We start from the raw sequence: 25,646 nt of genomic DNA on the forward strand, positions 1-25,646 counted from the left end.
CATGCGACCGGCGATCGAAGTGGCGGACATCTTCCGCCGCTGCGGCCCTCAGCATCGGCAAACCCATGCCGAAGGGCTCAGTCGTGCCCAGCGTCGCGTGATGAGCGCCATCGAACTGTGTCGTACCGCCGCGCTCGGCGCCCATCTCGAGCAGTGCAATACGTGCTCACATCAGCGCATCACCTACAACTCGTGCCGGCATCGCGCCTGCCCGAAGTGCCAGTCGCTCGCCCGTGCGCAATGGCTCGAACGTCGGCGCGCGGAACTCCTCTCATCGGTCGAGTACTTCCATGTCGTCTTCACGCTTCCCGAATCCATCGCTGCGCTCGCCTTGCAGAACAAGAAGACGCTCTACGATCTGCTGTTTCGCGCCAGCGCCGAGACGCTGCGCACGATCGCCGCCGATCCGAAGCACCTGGGCGCCGAGATCGGCTTCATCACAATCCTGCATACGTGGGGCCAGAATCTGCTGCATCATCCCCATGTGCATTGCGTTGTGCCAGGCGGTGGCATCGCCCCGGACGGCGAGCGCTGGATCGCCTGCCGTCCGGGCTTCTTCCTGCCCGTGCGGGTGCTCTCACGGCTCTTTCGCCGATTGTTTCTCGAACAGCTGGGCCGCGCGTTTGACGCCGGCGCGCTGCGCTTTCATGGCCAGCTTGAGTCGTTGCGTGACCCGCGAGCGTTCGCCGCCTGGCTCGCGCCCGCTGCTCACGTGGATTGGGTCGTCTACGCGAAACCACCGTTTGGTGGCGCCGAACACGTGCTCGACTACCTGGGCCGCTACACCCATCGCGTCGCCATCTCCAATAACCGGCTGCTTGCCTTCGACGAGCGCACCGTGCAGTTTCGCTGGAAGGACTACCGGCACGAGGCCAGGCAAAGGACCATGACGCTCACGGCCGACGAGTTCATTCGCCGCTTCCTGCTGCATGTGCTACCAGAGGGCTTCAAGCGCATCCGCAGCTACGGATGGATGGCCAACTGCCACCGGTCTGACAGGCTCGCTACGTGCCGGCAACTGCTCGGCGTCGAGGCTCCCGCCGCCGCGTCAGCCGAGCCCAGCGAAGACTACCGTGACTGCTACCAGCGACTGACCGGCAAGTCGCTGCGCGACTGTCCCGTGTGCGGCACGGGACACATGCTCCGTATTGAAAGTATGCCCGGTAGCCTCCCACGAGCCCCGCCAGGTTCCGTCCATGCCCACTAGTTGCCAATGCACCTGTTTCTGGACACGTTTGCCTATCCCGACGAGGCAAGCGCGGCTGCACTCGTACCTTCGATTCGTCGCAGCACCCGAATGGCACAAAACGTCAAAGCCTTTGCCTGCGGCTCACTACATTCGTGCGTCTCTCGCCACGCAGGCGTCACGCGATTGTGTCGAGCACAGGTGCGATAGCCCACCACGGGCCTCGCAAATTACCGCAGCAGTCATTCAATGCCCATAGCGGTCACCGCCTGCGGAGCGGTTTAGCGCAAACGGTTTTTTAGTTACCGACCGCGGACTGATCTCAATCGGCCTAGTGATGCGCCTGTAGCCGCGATCGCTAACGAAAAAACGCTCTGCATTTTCGCAAGAGCAAGATTTGGCTGCATAACTTGGTCCCGCCGCTAGTGATCAGTGAGCCAAGCTGCCGCGCCGTCTCAAATACCATTATCGCGAGGACACCATCTGCGACCTAAGCTGTGCCCTTCAAACCTGCCTCCTTGTCGTCTTGTCGGGCAGGGGAACAGTACGCTGCCGTGCCCGACGTCGCGTCGCTCGCCGCGCTACGCGCCTGACACGCGGGGCTCGCGGCGCGCGGCGCAGTCGAGCACTACCTCTCGCACAGGAAAACGGACGGCCAGTCGGTAGGCGGCCTCCTCCGACGCATCTGCCGCCGGCAAGCGTTACGGCCTTACGTGAGGTCACACCAAAAGCGTCGGCATCGACGTGTTGACGTACCGCGACATGCTCAGGGTCATCGATTCACGGCTCTTAGCAAGGGCACGCCGGCAAGCTTCACAATCGACTGCACACTTTGCCATTGAATGTTCGCTAGTGCGAGATCAGCACTGAACCAGTCGTTGGACATCCCGACGAGGACATCGGGTCTGTCAACCAGCAGACGCCAATGCGGCCACCACAGGAAGTCTTCATAGCAGATCGAGAAAGACGCCCGCCGGCCTCCGATATCCAGGTATCGCTGCGTCACACCGCCCCGGCTCGCACTCACCTGCTCCCATGGGCGCCACAATCCGGCTGGTACTGGCTGACGGCTATCAAACCGCCCGCCTTCCACACCGACAATTACAGCGCTGTCGGTGTATCTCAGGAAACGATCTTCATTTCGCGGGAGTTCGCGTGCGGAATCATGATCCGCCAGGTCCACCCCCAAGATCAGAGTCCGGTTGGTCCTGACCAGCTGATTCAGATAACCGTCCCACCAGTATTGCATGGCGGGTCGCCATATCCCGATCACTTCCTCCGGCAAGACAACCACCGTTGCACCATCCTCGAATTGCCGCCTGGCCGCTTCCTGCGCTGCCTCAGTACGGGCGTAGAGTGCAGCATAGTCTTTCTGGTCGAGCCGTCCGAAGAACGTATTGACCGACATCCATCCAGCCGGCACCTCGGTATCTTGAACCATGACATGGGCAACGACGGCAGCTGCCGCCAACAGAATCGCGACAGCCAACGCAACTTTTGACTGTCGGACACACGCGGCCGAGGCCAGCGCGCACAATCCCATCGTGACACCCGCTAGTTGCCAGCCTGGGTACAGGGCACTGGCCACATGGACGGGCGAAAGCCAGCCGATGATACCCAGCGGCGGAACCGACACGAGCAAGGTGGCGAGTACAGCCCTCCATGCGCGCCGTGCCGCATCAGTCGTCGGCGTCAACGTAACCCATGGTGCAGACAACAGAAGCGCCTGCGCCAGCCAGAACGCAACGCCAAGCGCAAGCGCCGCATGCGCTGGCAGCTCGCCGTAACCCACAAAGAAGCGCTGACACACGAGAGGAATATCGCGCGCACCGGTCAGATAGTAGCCCGCCCACAGTGACAATGCCGACCACCGGCTACACGTAGAAGACCAGATGATAGGCAGGACAAGCAGCGCGATCAGCCAGTGACCGGGATACCAGACGAGCAACGCGACGACGACGCCCATTGCGCCGTAGAGGCCACACCACAAACCGTTGCGCCACCGGGACCGGAAATCATCACCAGATCGACAACCGGAGCACAAGCGTTTGCTCAGTGGGAGGGTGGCGACTTCAGGCGGCCGCGCGCATCTGTCACTGTCGAGATCGTCGCCAACTTCACCGTGACCCCGGAGCTTTGTCATGAGAGAAGACGTGCCCTCACCGGACAGTTCAACGTCGACGCAGCGCCTCGGAGAGCGGTCCAGCTCCAGCCTTCGGGCCGGAACCCGTTCCCGGAACCGCTCATCAGGACGCGCGGGACGCGCCGTAGACGAGCAGTCCATGGAAACGCCTCAATGCACGGTTGCGTTCGGTCTGGGCCAATCGAGAATCCAGTCCGACTGCTGCCACAACGCATTGCGATAGAGGATGCGTAGGTGGGCGCGCCGCACGAGCCGACTTTCGCTGGTCCACGCTTGCACTTCCCAGCCGTGAAACTGTTCGTGCGACCGACCCGTGACAACCGCTGCCGACACCGTATCGGCCACCAGACCCTCGAGCATCTTGAGTTCGCCCGCATCCGGGTATCTGAAACATGAGGTGATCTGCTGCATGGTGCGCTCCAAATCGTGGTGCGCGCTAATTAACGCGCCCCTGTGACGTCGTGCGTGTTCCGCCTGCCGGTTAGACAAAACTCTGCCGCCGGTCATCGATGTCGGCTTAGGAGACGTCGATGACCCGTTGTGCATGCCAGTAACAGCGCGTGGATTTATTAGCCTGCTGAGCCGGATGTCGTGTCCTTCTTCTCTCCAGGCCGATCGAATTCAGTGGGTACGACGGGTTCGTCCGGGGGCGGGTCGGCGTCCGCGCTGTCACCTTCATCACCGCTACGCCGTTGCCGCGCCTGAAAGATCACCTGATCGACGCGCACGAGGTTGAGCGCTATCGACTCCGCGTCGATATGCACGCCGGCCGATGCTTCGCTCTCGCGCGTGATCCACGGATTGACGTACAGGTCGCCCTTGACGACGACACTGGCACCCGTCCTGATGTGCTCCATCACTCGGTCGGTGTGGCGCTCATTCCAGATCGTCACGTCCACCGGAAATGTCCTCCCGGCTTTCTGTTCCAGAGAACCGTCTTCGAGGCGCCGGTACGACGCCGACATGACGCGAAGCTCGACGATGCGCTTTGCGCCGTTCGGCGTATTGACCTTTTTCATGATCGGCGACGACAGGACGTTACCGACCAGCTCTGCGTAGATACCCATTGCGGACTCCGTTCGTAAACAAGCTGAGATCAGTCGACAGATGCCGGCCGATTGATGCTCGACCTTGCCTGACGACGGGATACCCCGGTGCTACAAACGCGCTGTCCTGCTATCTTGTGATTTCAGAGGCTTCCGACGAGGCCCCCTTCGGTACTGCGTTCACCGGCTTATGGCGATCCTCTACCTTCCGGCTCGACGTCGTCCCGGTGCGCCGCCGGCAAGCTTCACGGTGCCATGTTTCAGGTACATCTCGATCTGGCATGCCGAATAACGGAAGACGGCTTCAATCGCATTCAATTCCTGTGCACGGACGTGGCACTGTTCCAGGTAGAGGTGCAGGGGCGCTGGAACCTTCGGGAATTGCAGCCTCACCCGCTCGAACCGGGCAATGCCTGGATCACCCCGGATATGCCAGAACAGACGCTGCCGTGTTGCCCCGCTCCTGAGTCGGTCCGAAAAGAATTTCAGGGTCACAGGCAGGTTGGCTGCGGCAGTCTCCCGGGCCAGTAAACGCATTTCCAACGCCGTCAGTTCCACGATCTGCCGGTGGTGATGTATCAGGCGGCGGAATGCTGCCCGGCCGCTGAGTTCTTTCAGCTCCGACGCTCGCAGTCCGGTAATGCGCTCTGCAACGCTCAAGTCTCGACTGTCCATTCAATCGACTCGCACCTGGACAATTTAATGCAACAGAAACGGCCGATGGTCATCGCTCTCTGCCAGGCCGACGTGCGGATGGGCTCGCGAATCGGCCAGTCGTTGACTCAACGTATCGAGCAATAGCAGGAACTGACCCGGCTCGCCCATGGGTTGACCAGGCTCGTGGCACAGCAGTTATTGGGCCGCCAGGCGACGCCGAATCTCTCACTCTCCCGCGGCTCAATGCCCTGTCCAGCGCCTTACTGATCTCGCGGTAACTGGCGCGCAACACACGCTGATGCGCTTTCATCGAAAGGAGATAGGTCGCAAATAACCTCGATCCATAGGCTTTTCCCAACGCGTAATATACTTCCGGAAATGGTCACGGGGACAGCGGCGGCTGCCCGCGTTGGATTGGATTGCTGATGGTCCCGTGTTCGCGTTGCGCGGTATTGCCGTTTTCGGTACAGGTGGACGACTGTCGCAGCCGTGCCTCCATCGCGTTGAAGGTGTCGAGGTAGGCGACCTTCCAGCGTGCGGCGCCCTTGCCAGTGAAACTCATCGCGCTGTAGGCGAAGCCGTCGCGGGTCAGTCGATACATCGGTCTGAGCCGATTCGAACGATCCCGATACGAGGTCTCCGCAAAATTGCGGGCACCGAGAGCGCGCGGTACTTCCCGCAACGCGTTGCGAATCGCCTTGAGCACATCGCCATGTCGTTTGCCAAAATGTTCAGTGATCACTAGCGAGGTCGTCATGACCTGACCATCGATTAGCGTGACGCGTGGTTTGAGAACCTGAGCCTGTTCCATTTTGCGTTCCGTCCTAGAATATGCCGCATTCACCGCGTCCCCTTACCCTTAAAGGCTTTATGCAACGATCAAGGTTGCGCTCAGATCATCCACTCAATCAGACTGGTTGCTGCAGTGACCACCCTCTTGCGCCAGGAGCGATGCCGCAGTCGGCGCGTCGCTGAACCGGAAGGACTGCCGCAGTATCCGCGTTATTGCCTCAGTGGATTGCCGCATCGATCGCGATGTTGAAAAGACGTTGTCGCATGGACCACCTCATTGGAGCAGCGGCTTTGCCACAGAGTTCGCTTCTTCCGCATCGTCGGACAGCGGCACGCTGTCGAGCAGTCGCAGTTCCGCGTCCGAGAGCTGTTTCACACGCCGCCTGCTATGTCTCGGCTGGACCTGCCCGATGAAGACGTCTTTCGGCACCGGCCCAAGCAGCGCCCTGACCGCCTCGACACGCTGCTTAGCTGTATTGTCACCGACCGGCAGGAAGTCGATGCGTGACAGCTTGATCAGTTCGGGTCGCGTCAGGATCTGCTGACAGGTGACGGCGAAGTGGAACACCGACAGACACTTATGTTTGGCCAGTGAGACCCGATGAAAACCGCTGTGCGATGTAATCAGGTCGCGCAATACGGCGGACTTGACGACCCGCACCAGGTAATCGAGTTCGACCAGCAGTGTCGCGATCATGTAGCCGTAGGGTGACGCAAAGCCGAGTACAAGGCTGGCCGGCTCGCGCGATTGCAGGATCGTGTAGTCGAGTCCCTTCTGTTTCATCGCATCAAGTCTTGCAAGGATATTGCGTTGCTCGAGAGCGATCGCATGGCGCAGGCCAGTGATACGCTCGCTGATTTCTATGAGTTTCCAGTCGGCGTACGGATTGTCGTTTGCTGACAGCGACCACAGTGCACGTAAGGCGGCGGCGACGCGTTTGCCGCCCGCCATCGAATAACCCTGTTCACCCGGTTTGACGGAGCGACCAAGGAACATACGCATCGCATCGCGCGTATGCAGGTTCATCCGGTCGCCGCCATCGCTCGACAGGCCGCCGATCTGCCTGATTTTGAGGGCATTCGAGACGGTAACAAGCGCATCGGCCTCTTGGCGCATCGTGTGCAGGTCCTGCATGTTTTGCAGCGACTGCTCGCGCTCCATGTACAACTGGTAGCGGGCGAACAGTGGATCGGCGGGATCGGGATCGCCATCGGAGATGAGGTCCACCAGGATCGTACGTTCGCCATCAAGGTCGTAGCCGTCGGCGAACGGCGAGGAGGATGTCCTGGCAAATGCATCGATCGCAGCATCGACCTGGGTTCGGCGTAGGATGACCATCAGCTACTCCTAGGAGTGAAAAGGTTGAACGGTTGCGGCATTGACCAGCAACAGTCGACCGTGCCGCCCCCGTAATCGCTCTGGGATCGATGGTTCTGTCGCGGTAGCGGCAGACTCCGCCAGGGCGGATTTTCCTGACGCTGTGTTTGAAGCAGGCTAGTCATGTTTCCCTCCTGATTGCCCCCATTGCCGGCGCAGTGCATCGCGAAGCGCGGCCAGGTTGTGTCGGGCAGTTTCAGGCGAGGACGCGGGTGGCAGCTGGCCGGTGAACTGCTCTTCCCGCTCCCGAAGCGCCAGTTGTCGGGCGGCCGCGAGTCGGCGATATTCGCGTTCGAGATGCGCCTTGGCCGGAATGAAATCACCCGCCTGATAGCGCTTGACCAGGCTACCGACGTAGGCGACCGGCCACTTCACGGGGTGCTGCCGGTGGCAGGCAGCCATCTCGTCGAGCATGATCTGGCGAGCTTCCTGGGGAACACGGGCCAGATGCTGCGAAATGGGCTGTCGTTCGGCGGCATGCACGCAACCGGGCCATATCAGACTCGGGGGTTCGAAAGTGATAACCGGGCTATCACGTTCGTCGCGGTCATCGGCTTGGCGCAAGGGTTGCCGTTCGGCAATCGCATTCTTTTCTCGCCCCACCACCACAGCGGGTTCGGCGTCACCGGCGAAGTCGATGGGTAACAGAGGTTCGCCGCCCGTTCTGCCAGCGTGATGCGTTGTAGTCGTAGGTGTATTCGTACTTGTAGTCGTATACGCGCGCGCGTTGGCAATGTACGTTTCCCGCCGACTACCATGTACGAAACCCGCCGACTGCAATGTGCGTTTCTCCCCGTCCAATTTCTGCGGTTGGGAGAAATTGGTGAGGGGCTTTTGTACATCGATCCGGTCGTGAATCGGGATTGCCCGCACACGATTTTGCCTGTCCAGCGTCTGGACAGGAGCGTTGAACGAGTCGTGAACCGGGGACGGCAGCGTGCAGTAGTGCGTGTCAAGCGTCTTGACAGAATCGCTGCTGCCTTCGTGAACCGGGATTGGCCATCCACCATATTGCGTGTCCAGCGTCTGGACAACATCACGGACATGGTCATGAGCCGGACACGGCGGCACACCATTCTGCCTTTCCGGTGTCTGGACAGCACCGCTGCAATTGTCGAATATCGCACATGTTCGCAGTCCATATTGTCTGTCCAGCGTCTGGACAGAATCATGGATGTGTTCCAGAGTCCGAGACGGCCATACACTTTCCTGCCGGGTCAGCTTCCGAACGGGATTGCGGCTGGCTTCGTGCACTGCAACCATTCGCACAAACTTCCGCGTGTCCAGCGTCCGGACAGAATCGTCGATGTGTTCCAGAGTCCGGGAAAGCCGCACATCATTCCGCCTGTCCAGCGTCTGGACAATACTCGCCGCATTATGGGTTGAGGCGGTCTGTCCGCTGCCAGAAGCGGACGTGGTTACGTTAGCGGCAGACGACAGGCGCGGGATGATCGGCCGCAGCAGTTCGAGCAGGCGCACAGGGTGGACGCGACTGAATACCCGCCTGTGCCGCTCATGTGAGACAAACTCCTCAACCAGCCCGAGTTGGCGCAGTTTGTGCTTTGCATTCTCGAACTGCCTGCGTTTCAGCCCACAATCCCGTGCCCAATCACTTGCAGTAAGACTGAACCACTGACCATCTGTATCGAGGATGTGGCGTTGCAACTGGATCATGCGCGAAAGCATCAGCGCCGCGTTGACGCTCCCGGTCACCTCGGCGAGCACCCGATGAAACGCGACGCTTGGTCCGAACAGCGCGTGCATTGCGTGTTCGTTGCCCCGCATGAAGTCGAGCGACAGATGCACTGGCTGCTCGAGCCGATGCGCATGGGACAGCACAGCCGACAGCGTGCCTGTGTGAATCCGGAAATACAGACGTGCCGGACGACCGCCCCGCCATTCCTGCGCGAGGTTGAGTCGGCGCAAGCGACGGCGCGCGTTCTCCTGTTCTTCGCGCGACAGACCCGTTTCCTCGAACCACTGTTCGCGCGTCTTGTGAATCCAGCCCTGGCGGGCCACCACGTCGCGCCCATGCCGCGTCCAGTAGACAAGTTGTGAAAGCAGCACCGCGTCCTTCGGATGTCCTGTGATCTGCGCCAGACGCATCGAGAACGCAATCGGACATCGCTCCTTCAGGAGCGCACAGAGGCGATCGAAGTCCCGATGATAGGTGGTGGTCATGGCGATGGATGGAGGACGTCAGGTGCTTCCCTTAGTGACCTATACGCTGTGTCGTACGACGCACCGCCTGCTCCCTGAGCGCTGCCTCAAGAGCCGGCCATACGATGCGAAAATGCAGGCGCGGCGGAACTCCGACAAGCCGCTCATCCAGCAGGCCCCTCGCGACCAGATGTCTGCGCGCGGTCGCCTGCTGTTTGCGGGATAGACCCAGGCGCTGAATCCAGTCTTGCTGCGGCACTTCGATCCATTCGCGGCCGGATTCATGCCCGAGCGTCGACAGGTCGGTAAGGAGCGCGGCTGCGCCGAGGTTCCCGCACACTTCGACAAAAGAACGGTGAATCGTGATCGGCGTGTCGAACATCGAGAGCAGGAATTCCTGCTCGGCCGGATCCATGCCCGGCGAGTCATCGTAGGATGCCCCGGGCAGCAGGTTGCCAAATGGATCGAGGCGCATGTCCCAGGTCATGGCAGTCTCCCTGCTGTATCACCCGGCTGTTCTTCGAGCAGGCTGCGAATTGCGGTTGCGACGTCATGACCATGACCCCGCTCACACAACTCGGCCCATCGTTGTAGCGTTGCGCGATCAAGTGTTGGGGTCCAGCACGCTGCGGCAAAACGCTCCAGCGCGTCGCAGGAGCCCGTCACACTGTGAAACTGCTTCTGTCCGATGCATGCGTCAAGAAACACGGCCATGCCGGCCTCCCGCGCCTTGTCGAGAACGTTCATATCACCGCCCTCCTCATGATTCAAAAAGCTCAGTCAGAAGCGTGGTTCGCACCGGCGTGACGAGGCCCGGTTCGGTCGCGGGCCCTGTTCCGTCCGGCTGGTACTTCGCCGAGGTTCAGCGCAGCAAAAAGCGTCGCAAGGGTGTAGCGGCCCGCACAGCGCTGATGCAATTCGACATATCGTTCGCGCAGATCCAGTGACGCGCCCAACAGATCCCTCCAGATATCAAAAACCCGGGTGGCCTCATCGACGCTTAGCGCGCATGGCTTGGTCGGCGGTGGGGCGTTGAGATCGCGCCGCATGCGTTCGATCCGCGAACGCGTGACACCTTTGAACAGCGCCTGGATCATCGTCGTGCTGGCCTGAGACCCGACGAAATAGTGCAGCAACGCCTCTTCCCACCACTGGCGCTCGATCTGCTCACATGCGTGCGCAAGAGTATTCATCTCGAACCTCAGGCGCATTGCGTTGGATGCGATCAGCCGCGGGATCAACTGCTCGGCGCGATGGTCACTCAACACGCTTCGTACCGACGGCGGCAGCATACTCATGTCATCCCAGAGCTGGATGCGCAGCGAATCGGGATCGCTGGCTTTGTCCGCACGGGTCCGCGCGATCAGCTCGAGCAGCGCCATGCGCTGCACATTCGAAGCGGAAATAGGAGTCAAATGTTCATCCATCATTCACCCCACTTGCACGACGCGTTCATCGACGCCCTGCGCCAGCCAGAACCGGCGTACAAAGCGCTCGGGGTGCGACTCGCGAAAGGCCCGCGCCGCCACCATCAGGTCGAGGTACAGGCCACCCGCTTCATTGCCGGGGTCGAGAATCGCGAAGAACATCAGGTAGAAGCGATCGGTCAGTAGCTGCTCACCGATCCACATATCACAGGCCTCCTGCCAGGTATCATCGGTTTCGATCATTCTGCTGAATGCACCGTCGGGAACGACGGCCACGCCGGCAGGAGAATTCTGCTGTGAAAGGCTCACCAGCCACCACCAGCCGTGATAGCGGCAACGGCCAGCCACGCTCTCGATCGCCTGGCGATCCAGCGCAGGTTCATGAGGCTCTAGCGAAGGTGGCTCGACCATGAAGCCATAGGGCAGCGCGGACGTCTCGCGCAGACATCCGTCCAGGCCGCAAATTTCGGCGAAACGCGTGAGCGCCTGCCAGAAGCACCCGGATGCCATCCCGGTTTCGATCCGTGGCGGGATGTCCGACACCGATGCCGGATTTTCCATTGACCCCTGGGTCATGCCTTCGCGGAGTTCGCCGGCGTCTGCTTTTGGCGCCCCCATTGCCCTCAGCAATGTCGACCTCAGGCGGCTTACCTCAGGAAAAGCTAGTGATCCCTCAGGCGGCCCCGAGTCACTGTCATCGCCGCCGTCGGATTCTTCATTGCTGTCGTGACCTGTGTTCCTGGCCTCGGGCGTGCCCGCGGCCTCGCCGCCTCCGCTCCTGTCGCTCGGAGCATCGTCATTGCTCATCGAAGACCGGGATGCACCGGCCGCTCGCGGCGGCTTCGATTGCCGCGCCTGAATGTCCGACGCACGCAACACATCGGCGCTCGCGTCGGGGACCTTGTCCAGCAGAAGCAGCATCGAGTCGAGGCCCGTGCGCGATACATCAAGTCGCTCGGCGCATCGCACATGGAGTGCCTCGACCATGCGGTCGACATCAAGGACCCCGGATTGCTCGAAATCCACGCGGACAGCCTCGAGTTCCGGATCAAGCACCTGATGCTGAATCCAGCTTTCGTCGTGACCGAACTTCTGGACCAGCCGTGTAATGGCACCGATCCTGGGCTGGATACGGCCGGAAACATCGCGACCGCTGAGAGATGCAGTTGCCGGTCCCAATCCGCTTAGCCGTTCCACCGCGAATCTGAACAGCGCGAGTAGCGTGTGACCAATCTGCGTTCCATCATCGGCGAGCATCTTCGAAAACTCGCGCAGCGACAGCGTTCTGCCGAACTCGCCTTCCAAGTCAAGCTTGAGCGCAAGATAGCCATTCGCCTTGTCCCAGAAACACAGATCGGCTCGCTGATCGTTTTCACGCAGATGCGCGGCGAGGAGCCTGGCCTCGCCCGGATACTCCATGTACAGAAAATCGCGATACAGGAACTCGGGGGCGTGCGTCTCTTCATAGAGCGCCTGAGCAGCCAGAAGACGGGTGTTGCCGCCTTTCGCGACGACATACTTTTCCTGTTTCGGTCGACGGGTGACGGTGACGATCTGTTCGATGCCATTGACGCGGATCGAGTCCTTCAGTTCGATGATCCGTTCATGGCTTGCCTGACGTGGATTACGTTCGTAGACCGCCACATCGGTCACCTTGAGCCGGATGGTCGAGACCAGTGTGGGGCCCGACGTACCGGCAACCGGCGCCTTCACATCAAGCCGCTGCGCCGCTGCCCGCTCGCGGTTCATTTGCGCCAGTTGCTGGATTTCAGCCGCTGTCATTGTCGGACGCACCAGGGTAGTCATGTGAGACCTTCCTCGGCGGAACTGAGCGCGGCCCCGTCGTCGTCATCGGCGATTACGTCATCGACATAAATATCCTTCAGGCTCGGAAACAACTCCCACACGAGTTGATGCATGACGTGCCACGCTGAATTTGCAAATGACGGCCGGCGATCGTAACGGTGGACCGGCCGCTGTGCGGTCGCCGCGGCCGCATAGGCAGCGGCAGATGGCACCACCGTATCGAGCACCCGAACCTTTCTGTGGCCTGCAAATTTCTGGCGGATGACCGTGGTCAGCACGCGGGCGTTGTTGTTACGTTCCTGAGCGTTGATCAACGCGTACAGGTCACCAGAGCGGAATTTTTCGTCAAAGTCGGCGAGACGGTTCAGGTCGTCCAGCATCCCCAGCGTGCCGCTCGAGAACTCCCCCGCGCTGAGCGTATCGGGCTTGATCGGCGAGATCATGTAATCGGCGGCCATCGCCGCCGTCTTCTGGAGCTCGCCGACGGCGCCCTGGGTATCGATGACCACGACGTTGTATGGCTGGACCAGCGGGCCCGCCATCGCACGACGCATGATCATCAGCCGGTCTTCCCGGTCCTTGAGCCAGTTCTGCAGCGATCCGTCGGGCGCGTCTGAATAGATCAGATCGAGGTTGGCAATTGCCGTCCGACTGATGCTGTCGGCGTGAACGCTACCGCCGCGCGTGATGACCGCGCTCAGGCCGCAGGACGCCGGCTCGATCAGTGGATAAAATTTCGAGAGGCTTGGCTGGATGTCACCATCGATCGCCAGCACGCGCATCCCGTAGTCCGCGAGGATGCCCGCAAGATTGGCAGCGAGAGTAGTCTTACCTACCCCACCCTTGGTCGAAACGAACGATATGACAGTCGGCATTGCGCTTTTCTCTCTGAGCACAGGTGCTGGCATCGCACAAATTTCATACTCGCCAGCACCGTTGAATCCGCGGCATCAGGAATCCACTTATCCACTCCAAATTAAATTTTGCAGTACGAAATTAATACAACAGAGACCCGCTTTCACGGGATCCAGCCTGCCCTAAGAGTTACGGAGATGCCTTGGCAAGTACAACATGGAACATTTCTGCTTGCGGACAAGTCTCCTTGATGAACGAGACCGCACTATTCAGGTGCTTCCATGTTTTGAATTGACCGCGGAACGTCTGAACCCGATAGACCTTGTCCTGCCCCGGTAACTTCACCTCCATCTCCCACTGTGACTCTGCCCCCGTAACCATCTCGACCAGATAAATTTCGCATTCACGCTGGGCATCAAACAGGACCGCCAACTCCCGCGTCGACAACGTGAGCATTTCTTCCTCTTCTCGCTGTTCAAAGAGCGAAGTAATGCCACGGCAACAAACAGTTTCCAAGACCCAAGCGCCTTTTGTTTGCAATTTCATGCAAATGCAACTCTATACCAAGAATTCGCATTGCACAATCAATATTTTGCAATATGAGAGTTGGAATTTGCTATGCAATATCCCAGCCACACGTTGCGAATGTACTGGTCTCCCGTGCCGCTACGCGTGTCTTGCGCTGGCGGCGGATGAGGGCGGCCAACGCACCCTGTTTCCACCCCAAACGGCAAGCCGCGCTTCGATGATGGCAACTCGACGCGCTGGAATCATGGCTCCGAACAACACCGTCCTGGAACAATGGGTCCGGAGTGGCACTCACGCGATAGGCGTTCTTCGTCATGGCTTCCCTCCGTTGCCCATGACCTTGGTGCAGCTCGCTGCAACCCGGGTCGCCCCGTCGCCCACAAAAACGTTCGTAAACATGCACACCTCGTCGCGGAAGATGACGCGCAGTTTGATCGCCTCGACAAACCCGTTTTGCATAAAACCCCAACCTTCACCGGGTGCAGCAGCCGCACGCTCACCTACAACAACCGCCAGCACATACGCAGCGACAAGCACCAGTCGCTCGAACATTCCGCTACGGGGGCGCTGGATGAACATGACACGCTCTCCTACAAACCCCGCCGCTCCGCGGAAACGGCCCCGGAATCCGTCTCACGCAACTGCCTGACAATGCCGGCGTATTCGGGCGACGCCCGTGCCTGCCATGCCGCAACCCATGCCTCACCGCGCCTTCGCAGCCCCTCACTCAGTTCACCAGCACCCGACATTGCGACGGCCACGCCGCTGCGTTGCATGTCATCACGGTTGCGCGCGATCCGCGCTGGCATCGAAAGCCACTGCTGCTGTTCGGTCTCCGCCGCAGCCGCGTCGATCCTCTCGTGCACGCTTCGCGGAAGCGCGTCATAACGGGCCTCGCTCATCAGCGCGAAGGACAGCGGAAACGCATAGTCGATGGCCACGAAGTGCTGTAGCGTTCTGCGCAGCAACCTGCCCACCTCGCCATCGCCCGATGACAGGACTCCATCGAGTGACCCGGCTTGAAGCCGTGGAATGATTTCGCTGACGGAGAGCGATACCGCCCGTGATCCAATCGACGACAGGAAAGCCGCCGACGCATCGTCGTACGTACGGATCCGCAAACCTGACAGGTCGCCGAACGTATTGACGGGCTTGCGTGACCACAGTCCCGACGGCGGCCACGGCGAAACGTACAGCAGATGCAGACCGTGTTGCATCAAGGCATTTTGATAGGCAGGCCGCGCGAGAAATGCGAGCCGCTTCGCCTCATCAAGCGAACGCACCTCGAATGGCAGCATGGAAAGTTCAAAGGCCGGATCGAGCGCGACGAGCGAGCTGGCGAGTGTGTCGCCCACAGCAAGCCGGCCAGACTTGATCGAGTGCACCACGTCGGACGACCGACCCGAGAGAAACTCGGAGCGCATCTGTATCCGCCCGCCGTCCAGCTGCCCGACGCGCTCCGCGAAGCGTTCAATCCCGCAGCCGGAAACGGTATCGCGCGGGTAAGGCGTCGCGATGTACCAGACCTGCACCGCTTGCACGCCTGTCGGGTCACCGGGAAGCAAAAAGACGACACAGCCCGCCAGTACGCAAGACCAGACTGCACGAAAAACAGGATATCGAACGTAAAACATGTCCTGCCCACCGATTCATCCAACAGCGGAAAAGCCGTACAACCTCACGTAACCTGCCCCTGATCTGATGCGATTCGCATAGAAGGCTGGAGAAGGTTCAAAGGGTCGACGAAGCACATGGACATAGTCTAGGTCGAAGGGGGGGAGACAAATCAAGGGGGCGGTTTGTCGTTCCCGCCAAAAAGAATTTCTGCTACGCTTACTAGTTGTCTCCGACCGAGCGAGAACCATTCGTTCCCGGAATAAGCCCGCCTGATTGCGACTTGTCGTCGAGGACGATAACCATCACCGGGCCGTCGACCAGCCGGTAGAAAATGTGTTGGCGAGCCGATCCAGACCTGGTCAATGTACGCATCATGTCCGGTCGCAAGAGCGATCGATTGATGGTCGGAACGACGCTATCGTGAGAAGTCACCGTCGCCCTGCCTGAGTTCGATCAGGCCGTACGTGATGGCAAGTTTCCTGGCGTCATCAATACGCGAGACGCTCATCTTGCCGCAGATGCGGGGATAGACGACGCGATGTACCTGGCGCACCGACGTGCGCAGCATTTCGGCCACATTGTGTGCATAGCCGCCCGCACACAGCACCCGTAGCACATCCAGTTCGGACGGGTCGAGTTCGAATGTATCGACCGCGATCCTACGGACAGTCGTCCACTGCCAGCCAAGCAGACGATTGGCCAATGCACCAAAAAGAACCTGATTGCTCCACAGCAGGGTCTCCCCGCCCTGTTGTGGATCGCGCCGGTCACTCACGCGCAACAAGCCGATGACTTCACTTGCGGGCGCGTGGACAGGCGCGACCATCTGGCTGTTCACTCCATAGCGCCTCGCATCGGCCGCCAGTCTCGGTGCTCCGTCGGCAAGCCCGATCATTGATCCCGTGACCGGTGTGACGTTGCGTCGTGCATATTCCACAAACGGGTCCGCCATGAAACGCTTATCGCGGAGATAGCGTTGCATCCACCCTGGAGCGCAACCAATCAGGTAGCGGTGTTCGACTGCCCCTGCCCGATCATTGCTCGAAATCCACTCATAGGTCCACTGGTCGGCGCCCATCGCTCGGGTGATTTTTCGCACACGCTCGGTGAGCTCTCCCTCATCGCGGCATTGGGCGATATCGCCGACTGCGTCAATGAGTCGTCCAGATTCTCCGTCGGAGGATGCCCGTTTGCCACCCTCACTCGGTGCCACCGGGTGGCGCGCCTGAATGGCTTCGTAGGCGACTTCCAGCGTCTCGTAATACGGGTCTGCGGTTGCGAAATCATGCAGTTCGCCTGCGCTGTCGAGTGCATAGACCAGAACCAGCCGCATGCCGTCATCCTGCTCAAGGGTCCGCTCCAGTACACTGATCCCGCTCGGGTACTGCAGCAGCCGCACGGCGACGCGCTCATGCAGTATCGTCGCGCCGTCCTCAAACAGAACGGCACCCTTTCCCTGATCGGCGGACGGGCTGGCAGGCGTCTTCATGGCGGATCACTGCACCATGCCTGCGCCCAGACTGGCTGGGGCCAACGGTTTCGAGAAATAGAAACCCTGGACCTGGACGCGCTCAAAGCGGGCAAGCCAGTCTGCCTGACGCTGCGACTCGACGCCTTTCACGCCCAGCGTCAGATCCAGTGCATCCGCGAGTTCGGCGAGGCTCCGCAGGGTCGCCATCGCCACCTTGTCGTCGGGGATACCTTTCGTCAGACTCTGGTGCACCTTCACGCCGTCGACCGTAAATCGCCACAGATGTGCCAGTGACGAGCGCCCTTCCCCGAAATCATCGAGCACGATCCTTACATCCAGCTCGCGCAGGGATTCCAGTCGACGGCCCATGAGCGCCGGATCGTCGAACAGGGCAGCTTCAGTCACTTCAAGCTGCAATGACCCGGGCTCGATCATGTAGTTCGTCAGCAAATGCCGCATCGAGCCCACCAGGTGTTCGCTCGCCAGCTGTACCGGCGAGATGTTCACCGACACGATCACGGGTCGGGCACGCGTCTCCTGCCACTCGCACAGCTGCCGGCACACCTGTTCCAGCACGAAGTCACCGATGGGCACTATCAGTCCCGTGGCTTCCGCAAATGGCAGGAAGTCCGTCGCCGGTATGACGCCTCGCTGCGGGTGATTCCAGCGTACCAGCGCCTCCACGCTAGCGATCTCGCCGGTGGCCAGTTGCATCACGGGCTGGTAGGCGACCTGCAGTTCTCCGTGATTCAGCGCGTACTGCAGCTCCTGATAACGCTCGGTTTCGCGCTTCGCCCGTTCCGACAGATCGGGCGTGTAGAGGCACTGACGGCTGATTCCAGCCAACTTGCCGTCGGCCTTGGCTTCGTACATCGCCAGATCCGCATGGGTGAGCAGGTCGAATTCCGTGTCGCCCCGATCGGTATGCACGGCAATACCGATGCTCACGCGAACGATCCAGGAATTGCCCCGCAGGCCGAAAGCCAGCTCAAATGCGTCGATCACGTCGCACCCGACCGCGCGTGCCCGTGCGGCGGCATCATTGCCTTCCACCAGGATCACAAACTCATCCCCGCCGATCCGCGCAACCGCATGTCCATCGCCGGCCGCAGTGGCGAGGCGGTTTGCGACCTTCTGCAATAGCTGGTCACCCGTCTTGTGACCGAGGGAGTCATTGATCTTCTTGAAATTGTCGAGATCGATATACACAATCGCGAGGCGGTCAATGCCCGCGTCTTCCGCCAGGCGCTGGCGCAGCGCGAGCATCAGCCAGTGCCGGTTCGGCAGCCCGGTGAGCGACTCGGTTTCTGAGAGACGCTGCATCTGTGCGCGACTTCGTATGAGCTCGCGCATGAATAACATCGCGGCAACGGTCCCGAGCAACAGCAGGACCGTCACCACACTACCCATGGCAAGATAGATCGTTCTCGTGCGTCGCCAGTTAGCAAACACATCCTGCTCAGCCAGCCCCGCGATCACGGCAACCGGGTACTGCTGCAGACGCCGGTAAGCGACGATCCGCGGCACGTGATCAACGGGGTCCGCAAACGCGCCCTGTCCCGCGCGCGCCACCTCCCCGTATGCTGAGGCAGGCGGCCCTGTGGGAGACGCCGGCTCGTCGCCGGCCCGACGTGACAGCAGATAGCCGTTCTCCGAGAGAACCGCGACCATGCCCCCCGCTCCAAGCGCAGTAGCCAGGCTGAAGCCATCTGTCAGATATCCCGGATCCTCGGACACCACCACGACGCCGGCAAATGAACCATCAGGATGATTGAGGCGTCGTGTGAACTGCAGGGTCCAGCGCTGCGAAATGCGGCCGACCACCGGCTGGCTGATGTACAGCCCGGCATCAGGATCACGCTGATGGATCAGGAAATGGAGGCGGTCGCGCAAATTGGCCGTCCTCGCATGGGGTGTCGTCGTTTGCGCGATGTCGCCATTCGCGTCGACGATGGTGATCTGAAGTGCAGTATCGGCCGTCAGCAAGCCATTGCGCTGGTACGCGACCAGATCAAAGGTTGAGGGTGAACGCTCGTACTCATACTTGACCACCCGCACCACCAGATCCGCATCGTGTATGGTCTTCGCGATGTGCTGGGCCAGCGACGTTGCCAGCACGCCAGACGTCGATGCGGCCGCGTCCCAGGTTGCCTTGCGCTCGTTGCGGATCAAACCCAGCATGGTGCTCCAGAGCACCAGCAGAATCAGTCCCGATACGACCGAAATCAGAATGAGTGAGCGGCGACGCACCGGCAAAACCGGTCTGTCATGCCACCTGCTCGCTGCGATCAGGGTGTCGGCCCACTTCTTGCGTGTCCCGTTCATCGCTACTCCGCTGCAAGCTGACGCTGGTAATCTGGCCAGACGCGCCCGTCATATCCGTGCATCAAGTCCGTGCATCCATCCAGCCGGTTTCCTCAGAAATATTTTTTATAGAACCGCGCCATCGTCCATAGCGCCATGACCACAGCAAGGGAGACTGGCCAGAACAGCGCATCGATCGGCAACTTAACCGGTGAGACCAGCCATACGATCGCCAGCACGGGAATCAGCCCGAATATCAGGAGCCTTTTTGCATGGTGATAGCGCGTCGCCGATTCATGGGCGCCTTGCGCCCGCCGGACGTATCGCGCAACCAGCCCGTCGACGACCGCGACCACCATCGCCAGCGTGAATTGCGGCACCGTCATTGCCAGCATGGCGGCTCGGATCCCGAAAAGTCTCACCCCATACATCGCGACAATCAGGCCTGCGTGTGGGTCGCCAAAGAACATGGGCCGCCACACACTCGCCAGGCCCTGCGTGGGTTGTATGCCCGCCTGCCATGCACGTGCTGACGCGTCAATGCCGGTCCAGCCAAACCAGCTCCAGTACGCCGCGTCGGCGACCTGTTGGGCCAGTTCCGGATCAGTCGTCTGTTCGAGGTAGTACCGCACCAGCGCCTCGATACCGCCGACCGGATCGTCGCGCCACCAGAACCAGGCTGCCGCGAGATCGGCCAGTACCGCGAAGAACGTGATCAGCAGAAGCCACAGCCCCAGATGAATGAGCGTGTCAAAGAGCCAGAAGAACGACTTGACGCCGTCCGCATTACTGTCGCGCGGTGGGCCGGTCACGATGATCTGCCTGCGACCGGAAAACGCCTGTGGCATCAGAATCCACTGCCCTTGCCCTCCGTGGTCAGCCCAGGATCGAGCGCCGTCATGCGCGCAGCCGTGGCCTCAATTACGTCCTCAATTGTGTCCTCAATTTCCTTCCCAGTTGCATCGGCCGATGCTTCGCATAACGGAATAAAGCTTCCTTTATTCATGGTCGGGCACCGATCACCACCGGTCGCATTGAACCGGTCAACCGCGAATATGTATCGCGCATAGTTCGCCCGCATGTCCGCAACGACATGGTCAAGACCGGGCAGCCGCATCGGGTCCTGCTCCTCCAGCAGCGGCAGTCTCAGCTTGACCAGCTGCCCTCCTTCGATCAGCGCGAACGCCTGTCCCTTCGGCAGCTGGGTGAGATCCGCCGGTTGCAACAGTGGCACCTCACGAACCGAGATCCTGTCCTGCGTTTGCGCGGTGAAGGCAATCTGCTCACCGCGTTTCACTGCGTCGGTGGCGCTCGAGGACAATGTCAGCGAGCGGATCTCCGCCATGGGTAGTTGCCTCGTCAGGATTTCAGCGGTCGCCTGGTACTTCACCCGCATCATGATCAACGTGTTGAAGTTCCCAAAGATCTGCTCTGCCTTCGCCTTCGAACCCACACTGGCTTCAAGATCCGCGCTCGTCTGTGTGTAGGCGGTCACCTGATAGCCCGCACCACCCGCCTTGTTCACCAGCGGGATGAATTCGTCGCCGACCAGCTCGTTGAACTCGTCGGCATGAATCGACACCCGGCGGCGCGAACCTGGTGCACGCTGGCCATAACCATAGCCATATTTATAGATCCGGCCCGCGGTCGAAGTCAGATCCGCAAACATCGCGTTGCCCACCACGCCAGCCACTTCGAAATCGGACAAGGCATCGAGACCAATATAGACGATGCCACCGCGATCGATCACACGGTTCCAGTCAAAAACCGGTCGCGGGTCGCGCGGATCGTCGTAATCGGGTGACAGCAACCCGGCCATCTTTCCAGTGGTGAGCTTTTCCAGGAGAGGATAAAGTGAGGACACCAGCTTTTCGAAATAGGTGCGATCGTTATTGAGTACGGATGCGAGTCCATCGGCGACCGGCTCGTGCCAGTATTGCTCCTGCATCAGCGCAAGGATCTGCATCGCATAGGTCGTGCGCCCGGTTTTCCTCGCGCGCTCGACGATGTTTTTGCCGGCTTCGGGCAGACCGTCACGCCATTGCGGATGATCGCGATCGAGCCAGAACTCCAGATACCTTAGCGCCAGACCATCGATATTCACCGCATTCTGGTAGATCAGCTCATAAGTGGGACGCATCCCGAGCGCAGTCATCGCACGCGCCATCACGTTGACGAAACGCCACACAAAGTCACGGAATGCCGCTGATTGCCCCTGATCGGGCAGATTGCCCGCGATGCGCGTAGCGACCTCCGTGATGCGCGAGAACGTCCCGATCGGGCTGTATCGGGCGGACTGATCCGGGTAGCCGAGGTGAAAGAGATAGAACTCCTGCGCCCGTCCGCAGCGACACGCTTCGGCGTAGAGACGCAACAGCAGATCGACATCGCCCTTGGGGTCGAACACGATGACCACGTCGCCACGATGGATGTCCTGTGACACCAGGAGTTCACACAATCGTGTCTTCCCCACACGGGTCGTGCCCAGCACCACCGTATGGCCAACACGCTCGCCCAGATCGAAGTAGATGTCACGCTCGTCGGGCTCAACGCCGTGCAGTGCCGGATCGCCTCCCACAGGCGGTAAAGGCGCGACTGGATTCCACCACGCGCCGTCTGCATCGTGAGCTTCGTCAGCCACCAGCCGGGATGCCGACGTTCAATATCCCGAGCCTGGTCATAGCGTTCATTACGTGCACGCAGATGCCGGTTCTCCGGCAGACGTGCCTGATACAGACGCTGTGTGTGCAGCGCGGTCCAGCGAAACCCTCTCCCCAGAAACACTTCCGTGTCCGGACACGGGATCTCCGAGGCGGCGATCGTGTATTGAGGCAACCGCCTCAGGTTGCGCTGGAAGCGCAGCAACTGGTACCCCTGTCTGCCGCGCCAGACAGCGAGCGCGATCAGGATGAGTGTGGTGACGCTACCCGTGACCGGAGTGACGAGGAACAGGCGTGGGTGCGACCAGAGAACGCCTGCCGCCAACAGCGCGACGACAGATGAAACCAGTTCAACCGGTTTACGGAATCTGTTTTCGATCGGGTAGCTCATGGATCACCTGTCCGGGCCGTCACTTCTACCGTCTTCAGGCGCGATTGAATCAATGCATTGGGCGGTGGTACCGGATTGAAGAACCTTTCCGGCTCAGGAATGCGCATGACCGACAGCTGTCGTCCACCCGCGCCCTTGATGTTGTAATGAAGCAGGAACGACTTCCCCGCGGAGCCGGGCTCGCCAGCAACCGGATAGCCCGACTTCTGGAAGTCCCGCTGCACGACTTTCCACGACTCCAGGGTCTTGCCATCTGCCACCTGCTCGACATCGATCGCGCCGGCATGCGCCTCGGCAAAGTCACGAAAGATCGCGGGCGTGACGAGCAGCATGCCTTCTGCAACGAAATGCACCCGCGCCATCGACTCGTTGTACGGTAGTGCCCCGCTTGCAACGCCCTCCTGCAACCACGCCATGAACCGCTCTGCGTTGGGACGGGGTCGGCGCGCGCCATCGCGTTGCGCAATCGACTCCTTTGGCCTCGTCCCTTTCTGTTTAGGGCGCATGGGCTCACGCAGTTGCGCCGGCGGGTCAGCGCCAGTCGATGGCCTGGCGGCTGATTCAATCACGTCATCAAGCAGCGCCGCCGCCGCGCTCTCCCTGTCCTGCAGAAAAACCGCTTCGTACCCAGCAGGAGACGGCTCACCTGCTGCATCAGGTTTCGCGCCATGTATGTGGTCCCGCGTCATGAGGTGAGCTGAGTCCGTTACCCCTTCGTTGACGATCACCCCAGGCGCCGACTGCGTCATCGGCTCATTGTTTCCGCCACCTGTGTCCGGCGACTGCGTCGTATTGGCATCGGGGTCGTCGCGCACGCTAATCGCACCTGCTGGCAACGCACGCGGATAGCGCGCAGGATCCGCGTAGAGCATTGCAAGTGCGAAGCGCAGTACGGTGAAATGCTGATGCCAGGCACCGATTGTTACGTCGATGGTCCATATCGCGCCGCCGTCGCTTGCGGGAATCAGCGCGCCGTATTCCTGCCAGCTATCGAACAGCCGATTGTTGTCGGCCGGTATGCCCGCTGCATCGCTTTCCTGCTGTTCATGCTGCGCGAGCCAGGTGCGCACCGCTTCAGCCACCGTCCCCGCGACACACCATAGCGAGTCGCCGTCACAATAACCCGTTGCACCCGCGCGATTCAGCGGCAGGCCGCCTTCAGCAAGCAGTCTGCGCAGACCTTCCATCAGGCGCTCGATCAAAGGCACCGCGCGCGCGGTCGCGAAACGCGTGCGCGGTCCGTTCAGCAGATTGTCGGCGACCGATTTGCGGTCTGCCTGCCCGACGATCCGGCCAATCGCCCCTTCCTTCTCGTTGGCGCCCCCCGACAGATAGTCGGTCAGCTCCATGAGCACCGGCGGATACTGTCCCAGCCAGACGAGGGTCGCAGCCGGCACCAGACGCTGCAGCAGCACCATGGGCAGGCGCGCGTGCGCGCAGTAATCGCGCTCACCTGCACCCGGGAATTCGACCCGGTACCACGTACCACCCTGGTCGTTCATGCTGCCCGCGAGCGCCACCCACGGCCGCGTTTGATGCCCCACCACGAGTTCCACGCGCAGATCCGTCACCGGCTTGCCAATGTCGTGCAGGAGCGCCGCAACGAGCACCGCATAGCTGTATCTTGCGGCGTGCTGCAGTTGATCTTCGGAACTCGCACCCAGCGGCAGCCGCCATGCATCGCGGAAATGCAGCGCGTACTGGGCGACCTCGAGCAGATGAACCAGCAGACCGCCCGGCTGCGCGTGATGATGTGATTCCGAGGCGGGCAACAGTTGCACGAATTCGACAAGACGTTGCAAAAGCGGCTCGACATCTCCACGGAAGCTCATGGGCGTGAATCCCAGACTCTCCCGGATGCGGGTAAGCGCGCCCTGCATCCCCGTCATCGCAATCAGGGTTGTGTAATCGAGCACGGCGAGGTGGTAGGCCGATGGCGCAGCATCACCTGCGCCCTCGGCCACATGGCCGCTGCCCGTCCGGCGCGCACAGGTCATCGCCATTGGCATTGGCATTGGCGCGCGAGGCCGTCCCGCCCGACGTCGGAATCGTGGCGTAAATTGCACGACACCGAACGCGACGCCGCACGCGGCCGCGCCCATCATGAGCCATCCATCCGGGATCATCATTGGAGGCCATGTTGGGAAACATGTTGGCAACCACGGGGCATGCGTTTCGCATACTCGCCGAGCCACGTTGCCCACAGCCACTTCACGGTTTCGGTCGAACGCAGCGTCTCGAAGTCTGGCGCCACAAAGGTCACCACTCCCTCGGGCATGACCCGGGCCGTAAATGGCGCAAAGGACTCGTGGAGCGGATTCCACCGTCGCCCGTTGGGTGTCGCCGCATGCCATCGGTTGAACGGCAGCATTGCCAGGAAATGGGCAGCACGATGGGCGTCAGCCAGCAGGGGATCCCGACGCAACGCCTGACAGGCGATGGCCCACGCGGGGTCCCGCGACTCGTCGTGCTCATGCGCCCACCAGCCCCCAAAGCGGGAAACCCACTGGTCCAGTACGGGCCACCATAGCGGTTGCTGTTCCAGCACCAGCGCCCTGAGTGCAACCTGATAGTTCTGTTGGGTCATATCGCATTGGTTTGAGTCGTTGCGGATCGCCGCAGGTCGCTGGGGCTCATTACCTGCAAGCCCACAGAAACGCCATTGCGTTATCCGTACTGTAGGCAGCGCAACGCCCGATCACCCCAAAATGGTTGCACGATCGACGCGCACGCCGTGCAGTCATTTTGCGGACAAGTCCGAAGAGCTTTGGTATCCTTATCAGCTTTGCCGCACTTTCCCCTTTCAGGCAGCTGCCGGCCTTTCTCCAGGCCCTTGTTCGAGCGAGGCCTTTTTCCCGTTCATGGCGTTTGCCGCATTTAGCGCGTGGAGCGATAGCTGCACGCTTCACGCGCGGCCTTTGGATCGGTCCTTTTCCGTTCGTACATCGTTGATTCGATTGCCGTTCTGGCCTTTGTGCATGCCCTTGAACCGGCCCATCGAATTACCTGTCGTAATAACGGAAGGCCCTTACTACCTAAAAATAGCGCTTAAACCTGCGTTCGCGACGTGCAACCATTTCCGCGACTTTCCTGCGCTCTGCCTGTTAAATCAGTTCCGTCGGCTCACCCTTGACCGACACGCGCTGTTGCCTGCCGGGCTGTCTTTCCCCGGCATTCCTGGCAGGCCCTTTTTGACCACGTGGCACGGGCGACGAAGGCAGGAAG

The 25,646-nt window shown here is 60.7% G+C and carries 22 protein-coding genes; 1 reads left to right on the plus strand and 21 read right to left on the minus strand.

Going from position 1 to position 25,646, the window contains the following annotated elements:
• Position 1: 1 nt before the first annotated feature.
• Positions 2-1,207, plus strand: a complete 1,206-nt coding sequence (locus tag OKW35_RS17140; protein ID WP_429452279.1) for an IS91 family transposase — start codon at positions 2-4, stop codon at positions 1,205-1,207.
• A gap of 751 nt (positions 1,208-1,958) precedes the next feature.
• Here OKW35_RS17140 and OKW35_RS17145 read toward each other — a convergent pair.
• The 21 genes from OKW35_RS17145 to OKW35_RS17245 form a co-directional block, all read right to left on the minus strand.
• Positions 1,959-3,152, minus strand: a complete 1,194-nt coding sequence (locus OKW35_RS17145) for a conjugal transfer protein TraB (RefSeq protein ID WP_429354924.1) — start codon at positions 3,150-3,152, stop codon at positions 1,959-1,961.
• A gap of 327 nt (positions 3,153-3,479) precedes the next feature.
• Complete coding sequence (locus OKW35_RS17150) at positions 3,480-3,740, minus strand: hypothetical protein (RefSeq protein WP_429354925.1); 261 nt, start codon at positions 3,738-3,740, stop codon at positions 3,480-3,482.
• A gap of 158 nt (positions 3,741-3,898) precedes the next feature.
• Entirely contained in the window at positions 3,899-4,396 is a 498-nt protein-coding gene (locus tag OKW35_RS17155) for a single-stranded DNA-binding protein (RefSeq protein WP_429552647.1), read from the minus strand.
• A gap of 180 nt (positions 4,397-4,576) precedes the next feature.
• Positions 4,577-5,050 (minus strand): hypothetical protein, encoded by a 474-nt coding sequence (locus OKW35_RS17160; RefSeq protein WP_429354927.1) that lies wholly within the window; start codon positions 5,048-5,050, stop codon positions 4,577-4,579.
• A 364-nt stretch (positions 5,051-5,414) separates the two neighbouring features.
• Positions 5,415-5,843 (minus strand): Rha family transcriptional regulator, encoded by a 429-nt coding sequence (locus tag OKW35_RS17165; protein WP_429552648.1) that lies wholly within the window; start codon positions 5,841-5,843, stop codon positions 5,415-5,417.
• A 255-nt stretch (positions 5,844-6,098) separates the two neighbouring features.
• Complete coding sequence (locus OKW35_RS17170; RefSeq protein WP_429552649.1) at positions 6,099-6,986, minus strand: PFL_4669 family integrating conjugative element protein; 888 nt, start codon at positions 6,984-6,986, stop codon at positions 6,099-6,101.
• Positions 6,987-7,319: 333 nt separating this feature from the next.
• Positions 7,320-9,383, minus strand: coding sequence for a hypothetical protein (locus OKW35_RS17175; RefSeq protein WP_429552650.1), 2,064 nt, complete (start codon positions 9,381-9,383; stop codon positions 7,320-7,322).
• A gap of 31 nt (positions 9,384-9,414) precedes the next feature.
• Complete coding sequence (locus tag OKW35_RS17180) at positions 9,415-9,849, minus strand: hypothetical protein (RefSeq protein ID WP_429354932.1); 435 nt, start codon at positions 9,847-9,849, stop codon at positions 9,415-9,417.
• On the minus strand, positions 9,846-10,109 hold the full coding sequence (locus tag OKW35_RS17185; RefSeq protein ID WP_429354933.1) for a hypothetical protein: 264 nt from the start codon (positions 10,107-10,109) through the stop codon (positions 9,846-9,848). Before OKW35_RS17185 ends, OKW35_RS17180 begins: the two co-directional genes overlap by 4 nt.
• A 29-nt stretch (positions 10,110-10,138) precedes the next feature.
• Complete coding sequence (locus OKW35_RS17190) at positions 10,139-10,792, minus strand: hypothetical protein (protein ID WP_429552651.1); 654 nt, start codon at positions 10,790-10,792, stop codon at positions 10,139-10,141.
• Complete coding sequence (locus OKW35_RS17195) at positions 10,793-12,595, minus strand: chromosome partitioning protein ParB (protein ID WP_429552652.1); 1,803 nt, start codon at positions 12,593-12,595, stop codon at positions 10,793-10,795.
• On the minus strand, positions 12,592-13,470 hold the full coding sequence (locus tag OKW35_RS17200) for a ParA family protein (protein ID WP_429552653.1): 879 nt from the start codon (positions 13,468-13,470) through the stop codon (positions 12,592-12,594). Before OKW35_RS17200 ends, OKW35_RS17195 begins: the two co-directional genes overlap by 4 nt.
• Positions 13,471-13,639: 169 nt before the next feature.
• Positions 13,640-13,996: a hypothetical protein gene (locus OKW35_RS17205; RefSeq protein ID WP_429354937.1), complete on the minus strand. Its 357-nt coding sequence runs from the start codon at positions 13,994-13,996 to the stop codon at positions 13,640-13,642.
• Positions 13,997-14,290: 294 nt separating this feature from the next.
• On the minus strand, positions 14,291-14,557 hold the full coding sequence (locus tag OKW35_RS17210) for a hypothetical protein (RefSeq protein ID WP_429354938.1): 267 nt from the start codon (positions 14,555-14,557) through the stop codon (positions 14,291-14,293).
• Between the two features lie 11 nt (positions 14,558-14,568).
• Positions 14,569-15,612, minus strand: coding sequence for a TRAP transporter substrate-binding protein DctP (gene dctP / locus OKW35_RS17215; protein WP_429552654.1), 1,044 nt, complete (start codon positions 15,610-15,612; stop codon positions 14,569-14,571).
• Between the two features lie 398 nt (positions 15,613-16,010).
• Positions 16,011-17,084, minus strand: coding sequence for an autoinducer binding domain-containing protein (locus tag OKW35_RS17220; RefSeq protein WP_429552655.1), 1,074 nt, complete (start codon positions 17,082-17,084; stop codon positions 16,011-16,013).
• A gap of 6 nt (positions 17,085-17,090) precedes the next feature.
• Positions 17,091-19,391, minus strand: coding sequence for a putative bifunctional diguanylate cyclase/phosphodiesterase (locus OKW35_RS17225; protein WP_429552656.1), 2,301 nt, complete (start codon positions 19,389-19,391; stop codon positions 17,091-17,093).
• 92 nt (positions 19,392-19,483) lie between these two features.
• Entirely contained in the window at positions 19,484-20,218 is a 735-nt protein-coding gene (locus OKW35_RS17230; RefSeq protein WP_429552657.1) for a DUF4400 domain-containing protein, read from the minus strand.
• Positions 20,218-22,011 (minus strand): type IV conjugative transfer system coupling protein TraD, encoded by a 1,794-nt coding sequence (gene traD / locus OKW35_RS17235; protein WP_429552658.1) that lies wholly within the window; start codon positions 22,009-22,011, stop codon positions 20,218-20,220. The genes OKW35_RS17230 and traD overlap by 1 nt, the downstream gene beginning before the upstream one ends.
• A 406-nt stretch (positions 22,012-22,417) precedes the next feature.
• On the minus strand, positions 22,418-24,424 hold the full coding sequence (mobH, locus tag OKW35_RS17240) for a MobH family relaxase (RefSeq protein ID WP_429552659.1): 2,007 nt from the start codon (positions 24,422-24,424) through the stop codon (positions 22,418-22,420).
• Between the two features lie 122 nt (positions 24,425-24,546).
• A complete protein-coding gene (locus tag OKW35_RS17245; RefSeq protein ID WP_429552660.1) occupies positions 24,547-25,008 on the minus strand; it encodes a hypothetical protein in 462 nt (153 codons plus the stop codon).
• Positions 25,009-25,646 lie beyond the last annotated feature (638 nt).

This window comes from Paraburkholderia sp. MM5477-R1, from assembly GCF_050436385.1.
GTDB lineage: Bacteria > Pseudomonadota > Gammaproteobacteria > Burkholderiales > Burkholderiaceae > Paraburkholderia > Paraburkholderia tuberum.

What these genes read in the sequence shown, in the direction of transcription:
- OKW35_RS17200 (WP_429552653.1), bottom strand. Translation starts at nt 13,470, where the DNA reads ATGCCGACTGTCATATCGTTCGTTTCGACCAAGGGTGGGGTAGGTAAG.
- OKW35_RS17220 (WP_429552655.1), bottom strand. Translation starts at nt 17,084, where the DNA reads ATGAAGACGCCTGCCAGCCCGTCCGCCGATCAGGGAAAGGGTGCCGTT.
- OKW35_RS17160 (WP_429354927.1), bottom strand. Translation starts at nt 5,050, where the DNA reads ATGGACAGTCGAGACTTGAGCGTTGCAGAGCGCATTACCGGACTGCGA.
- OKW35_RS17175 (WP_429552650.1), bottom strand. Translation starts at nt 9,383, where the DNA reads ATGACCACCACCTATCATCGGGACTTCGATCGCCTCTGTGCGCTCCTG.
- OKW35_RS17155 (WP_429552647.1), bottom strand. Translation starts at nt 4,396, where the DNA reads ATGGGTATCTACGCAGAGCTGGTCGGTAACGTCCTGTCGTCGCCGATC.
- OKW35_RS17195 (WP_429552652.1), bottom strand. Translation starts at nt 12,595, where the DNA reads ATGACTACCCTGGTGCGTCCGACAATGACAGCGGCTGAAATCCAGCAA.
- OKW35_RS17190 (WP_429552651.1), bottom strand. Translation starts at nt 10,792, where the DNA reads ATGATGGATGAACATTTGACTCCTATTTCCGCTTCGAATGTGCAGCGC.
- OKW35_RS17230 (WP_429552657.1), bottom strand. Translation starts at nt 20,218, where the DNA reads ATGCCACAGGCGTTTTCCGGTCGCAGGCAGATCATCGTGACCGGCCCA.
- OKW35_RS17225 (WP_429552656.1), bottom strand. Translation starts at nt 19,391, where the DNA reads ATGAACGGGACACGCAAGAAGTGGGCCGACACCCTGATCGCAGCGAGC.
- OKW35_RS17180 (WP_429354932.1), bottom strand. Translation starts at nt 9,849, where the DNA reads ATGACCTGGGACATGCGCCTCGATCCATTTGGCAACCTGCTGCCCGGG.
- OKW35_RS17165 (WP_429552648.1), bottom strand. Translation starts at nt 5,843, where the DNA reads ATGGAACAGGCTCAGGTTCTCAAACCACGCGTCACGCTAATCGATGGT.
- mobH (WP_429552659.1), bottom strand. Translation starts at nt 24,424, where the DNA reads ATGGCGATGACCTGTGCGCGCCGGACGGGCAGCGGCCATGTGGCCGAG.
- OKW35_RS17205 (WP_429354937.1), bottom strand. Translation starts at nt 13,996, where the DNA reads ATGAAATTGCAAACAAAAGGCGCTTGGGTCTTGGAAACTGTTTGTTGC.
- dctP (WP_429552654.1), bottom strand. Translation starts at nt 15,612, where the DNA reads ATGTTTTACGTTCGATATCCTGTTTTTCGTGCAGTCTGGTCTTGCGTA.
- OKW35_RS17150 (WP_429354925.1), bottom strand. Translation starts at nt 3,740, where the DNA reads ATGCAGCAGATCACCTCATGTTTCAGATACCCGGATGCGGGCGAACTC.
- OKW35_RS17140 (WP_429452279.1), top strand. Translation starts at nt 2, where the DNA reads ATGCGACCGGCGATCGAAGTGGCGGACATCTTCCGCCGCTGCGGCCCT.
- OKW35_RS17185 (WP_429354933.1), bottom strand. Translation starts at nt 10,109, where the DNA reads ATGAACGTTCTCGACAAGGCGCGGGAGGCCGGCATGGCCGTGTTTCTT.
- OKW35_RS17210 (WP_429354938.1), bottom strand. Translation starts at nt 14,557, where the DNA reads ATGTTCATCCAGCGCCCCCGTAGCGGAATGTTCGAGCGACTGGTGCTT.
- OKW35_RS17170 (WP_429552649.1), bottom strand. Translation starts at nt 6,986, where the DNA reads ATGGAGCGCGAGCAGTCGCTGCAAAACATGCAGGACCTGCACACGATG.
- OKW35_RS17245 (WP_429552660.1), bottom strand. Translation starts at nt 25,008, where the DNA reads ATGACCCAACAGAACTATCAGGTTGCACTCAGGGCGCTGGTGCTGGAA.
- OKW35_RS17145 (WP_429354924.1), bottom strand. Translation starts at nt 3,152, where the DNA reads ATGGGCGTCGTCGTCGCGTTGCTCGTCTGGTATCCCGGTCACTGGCTG.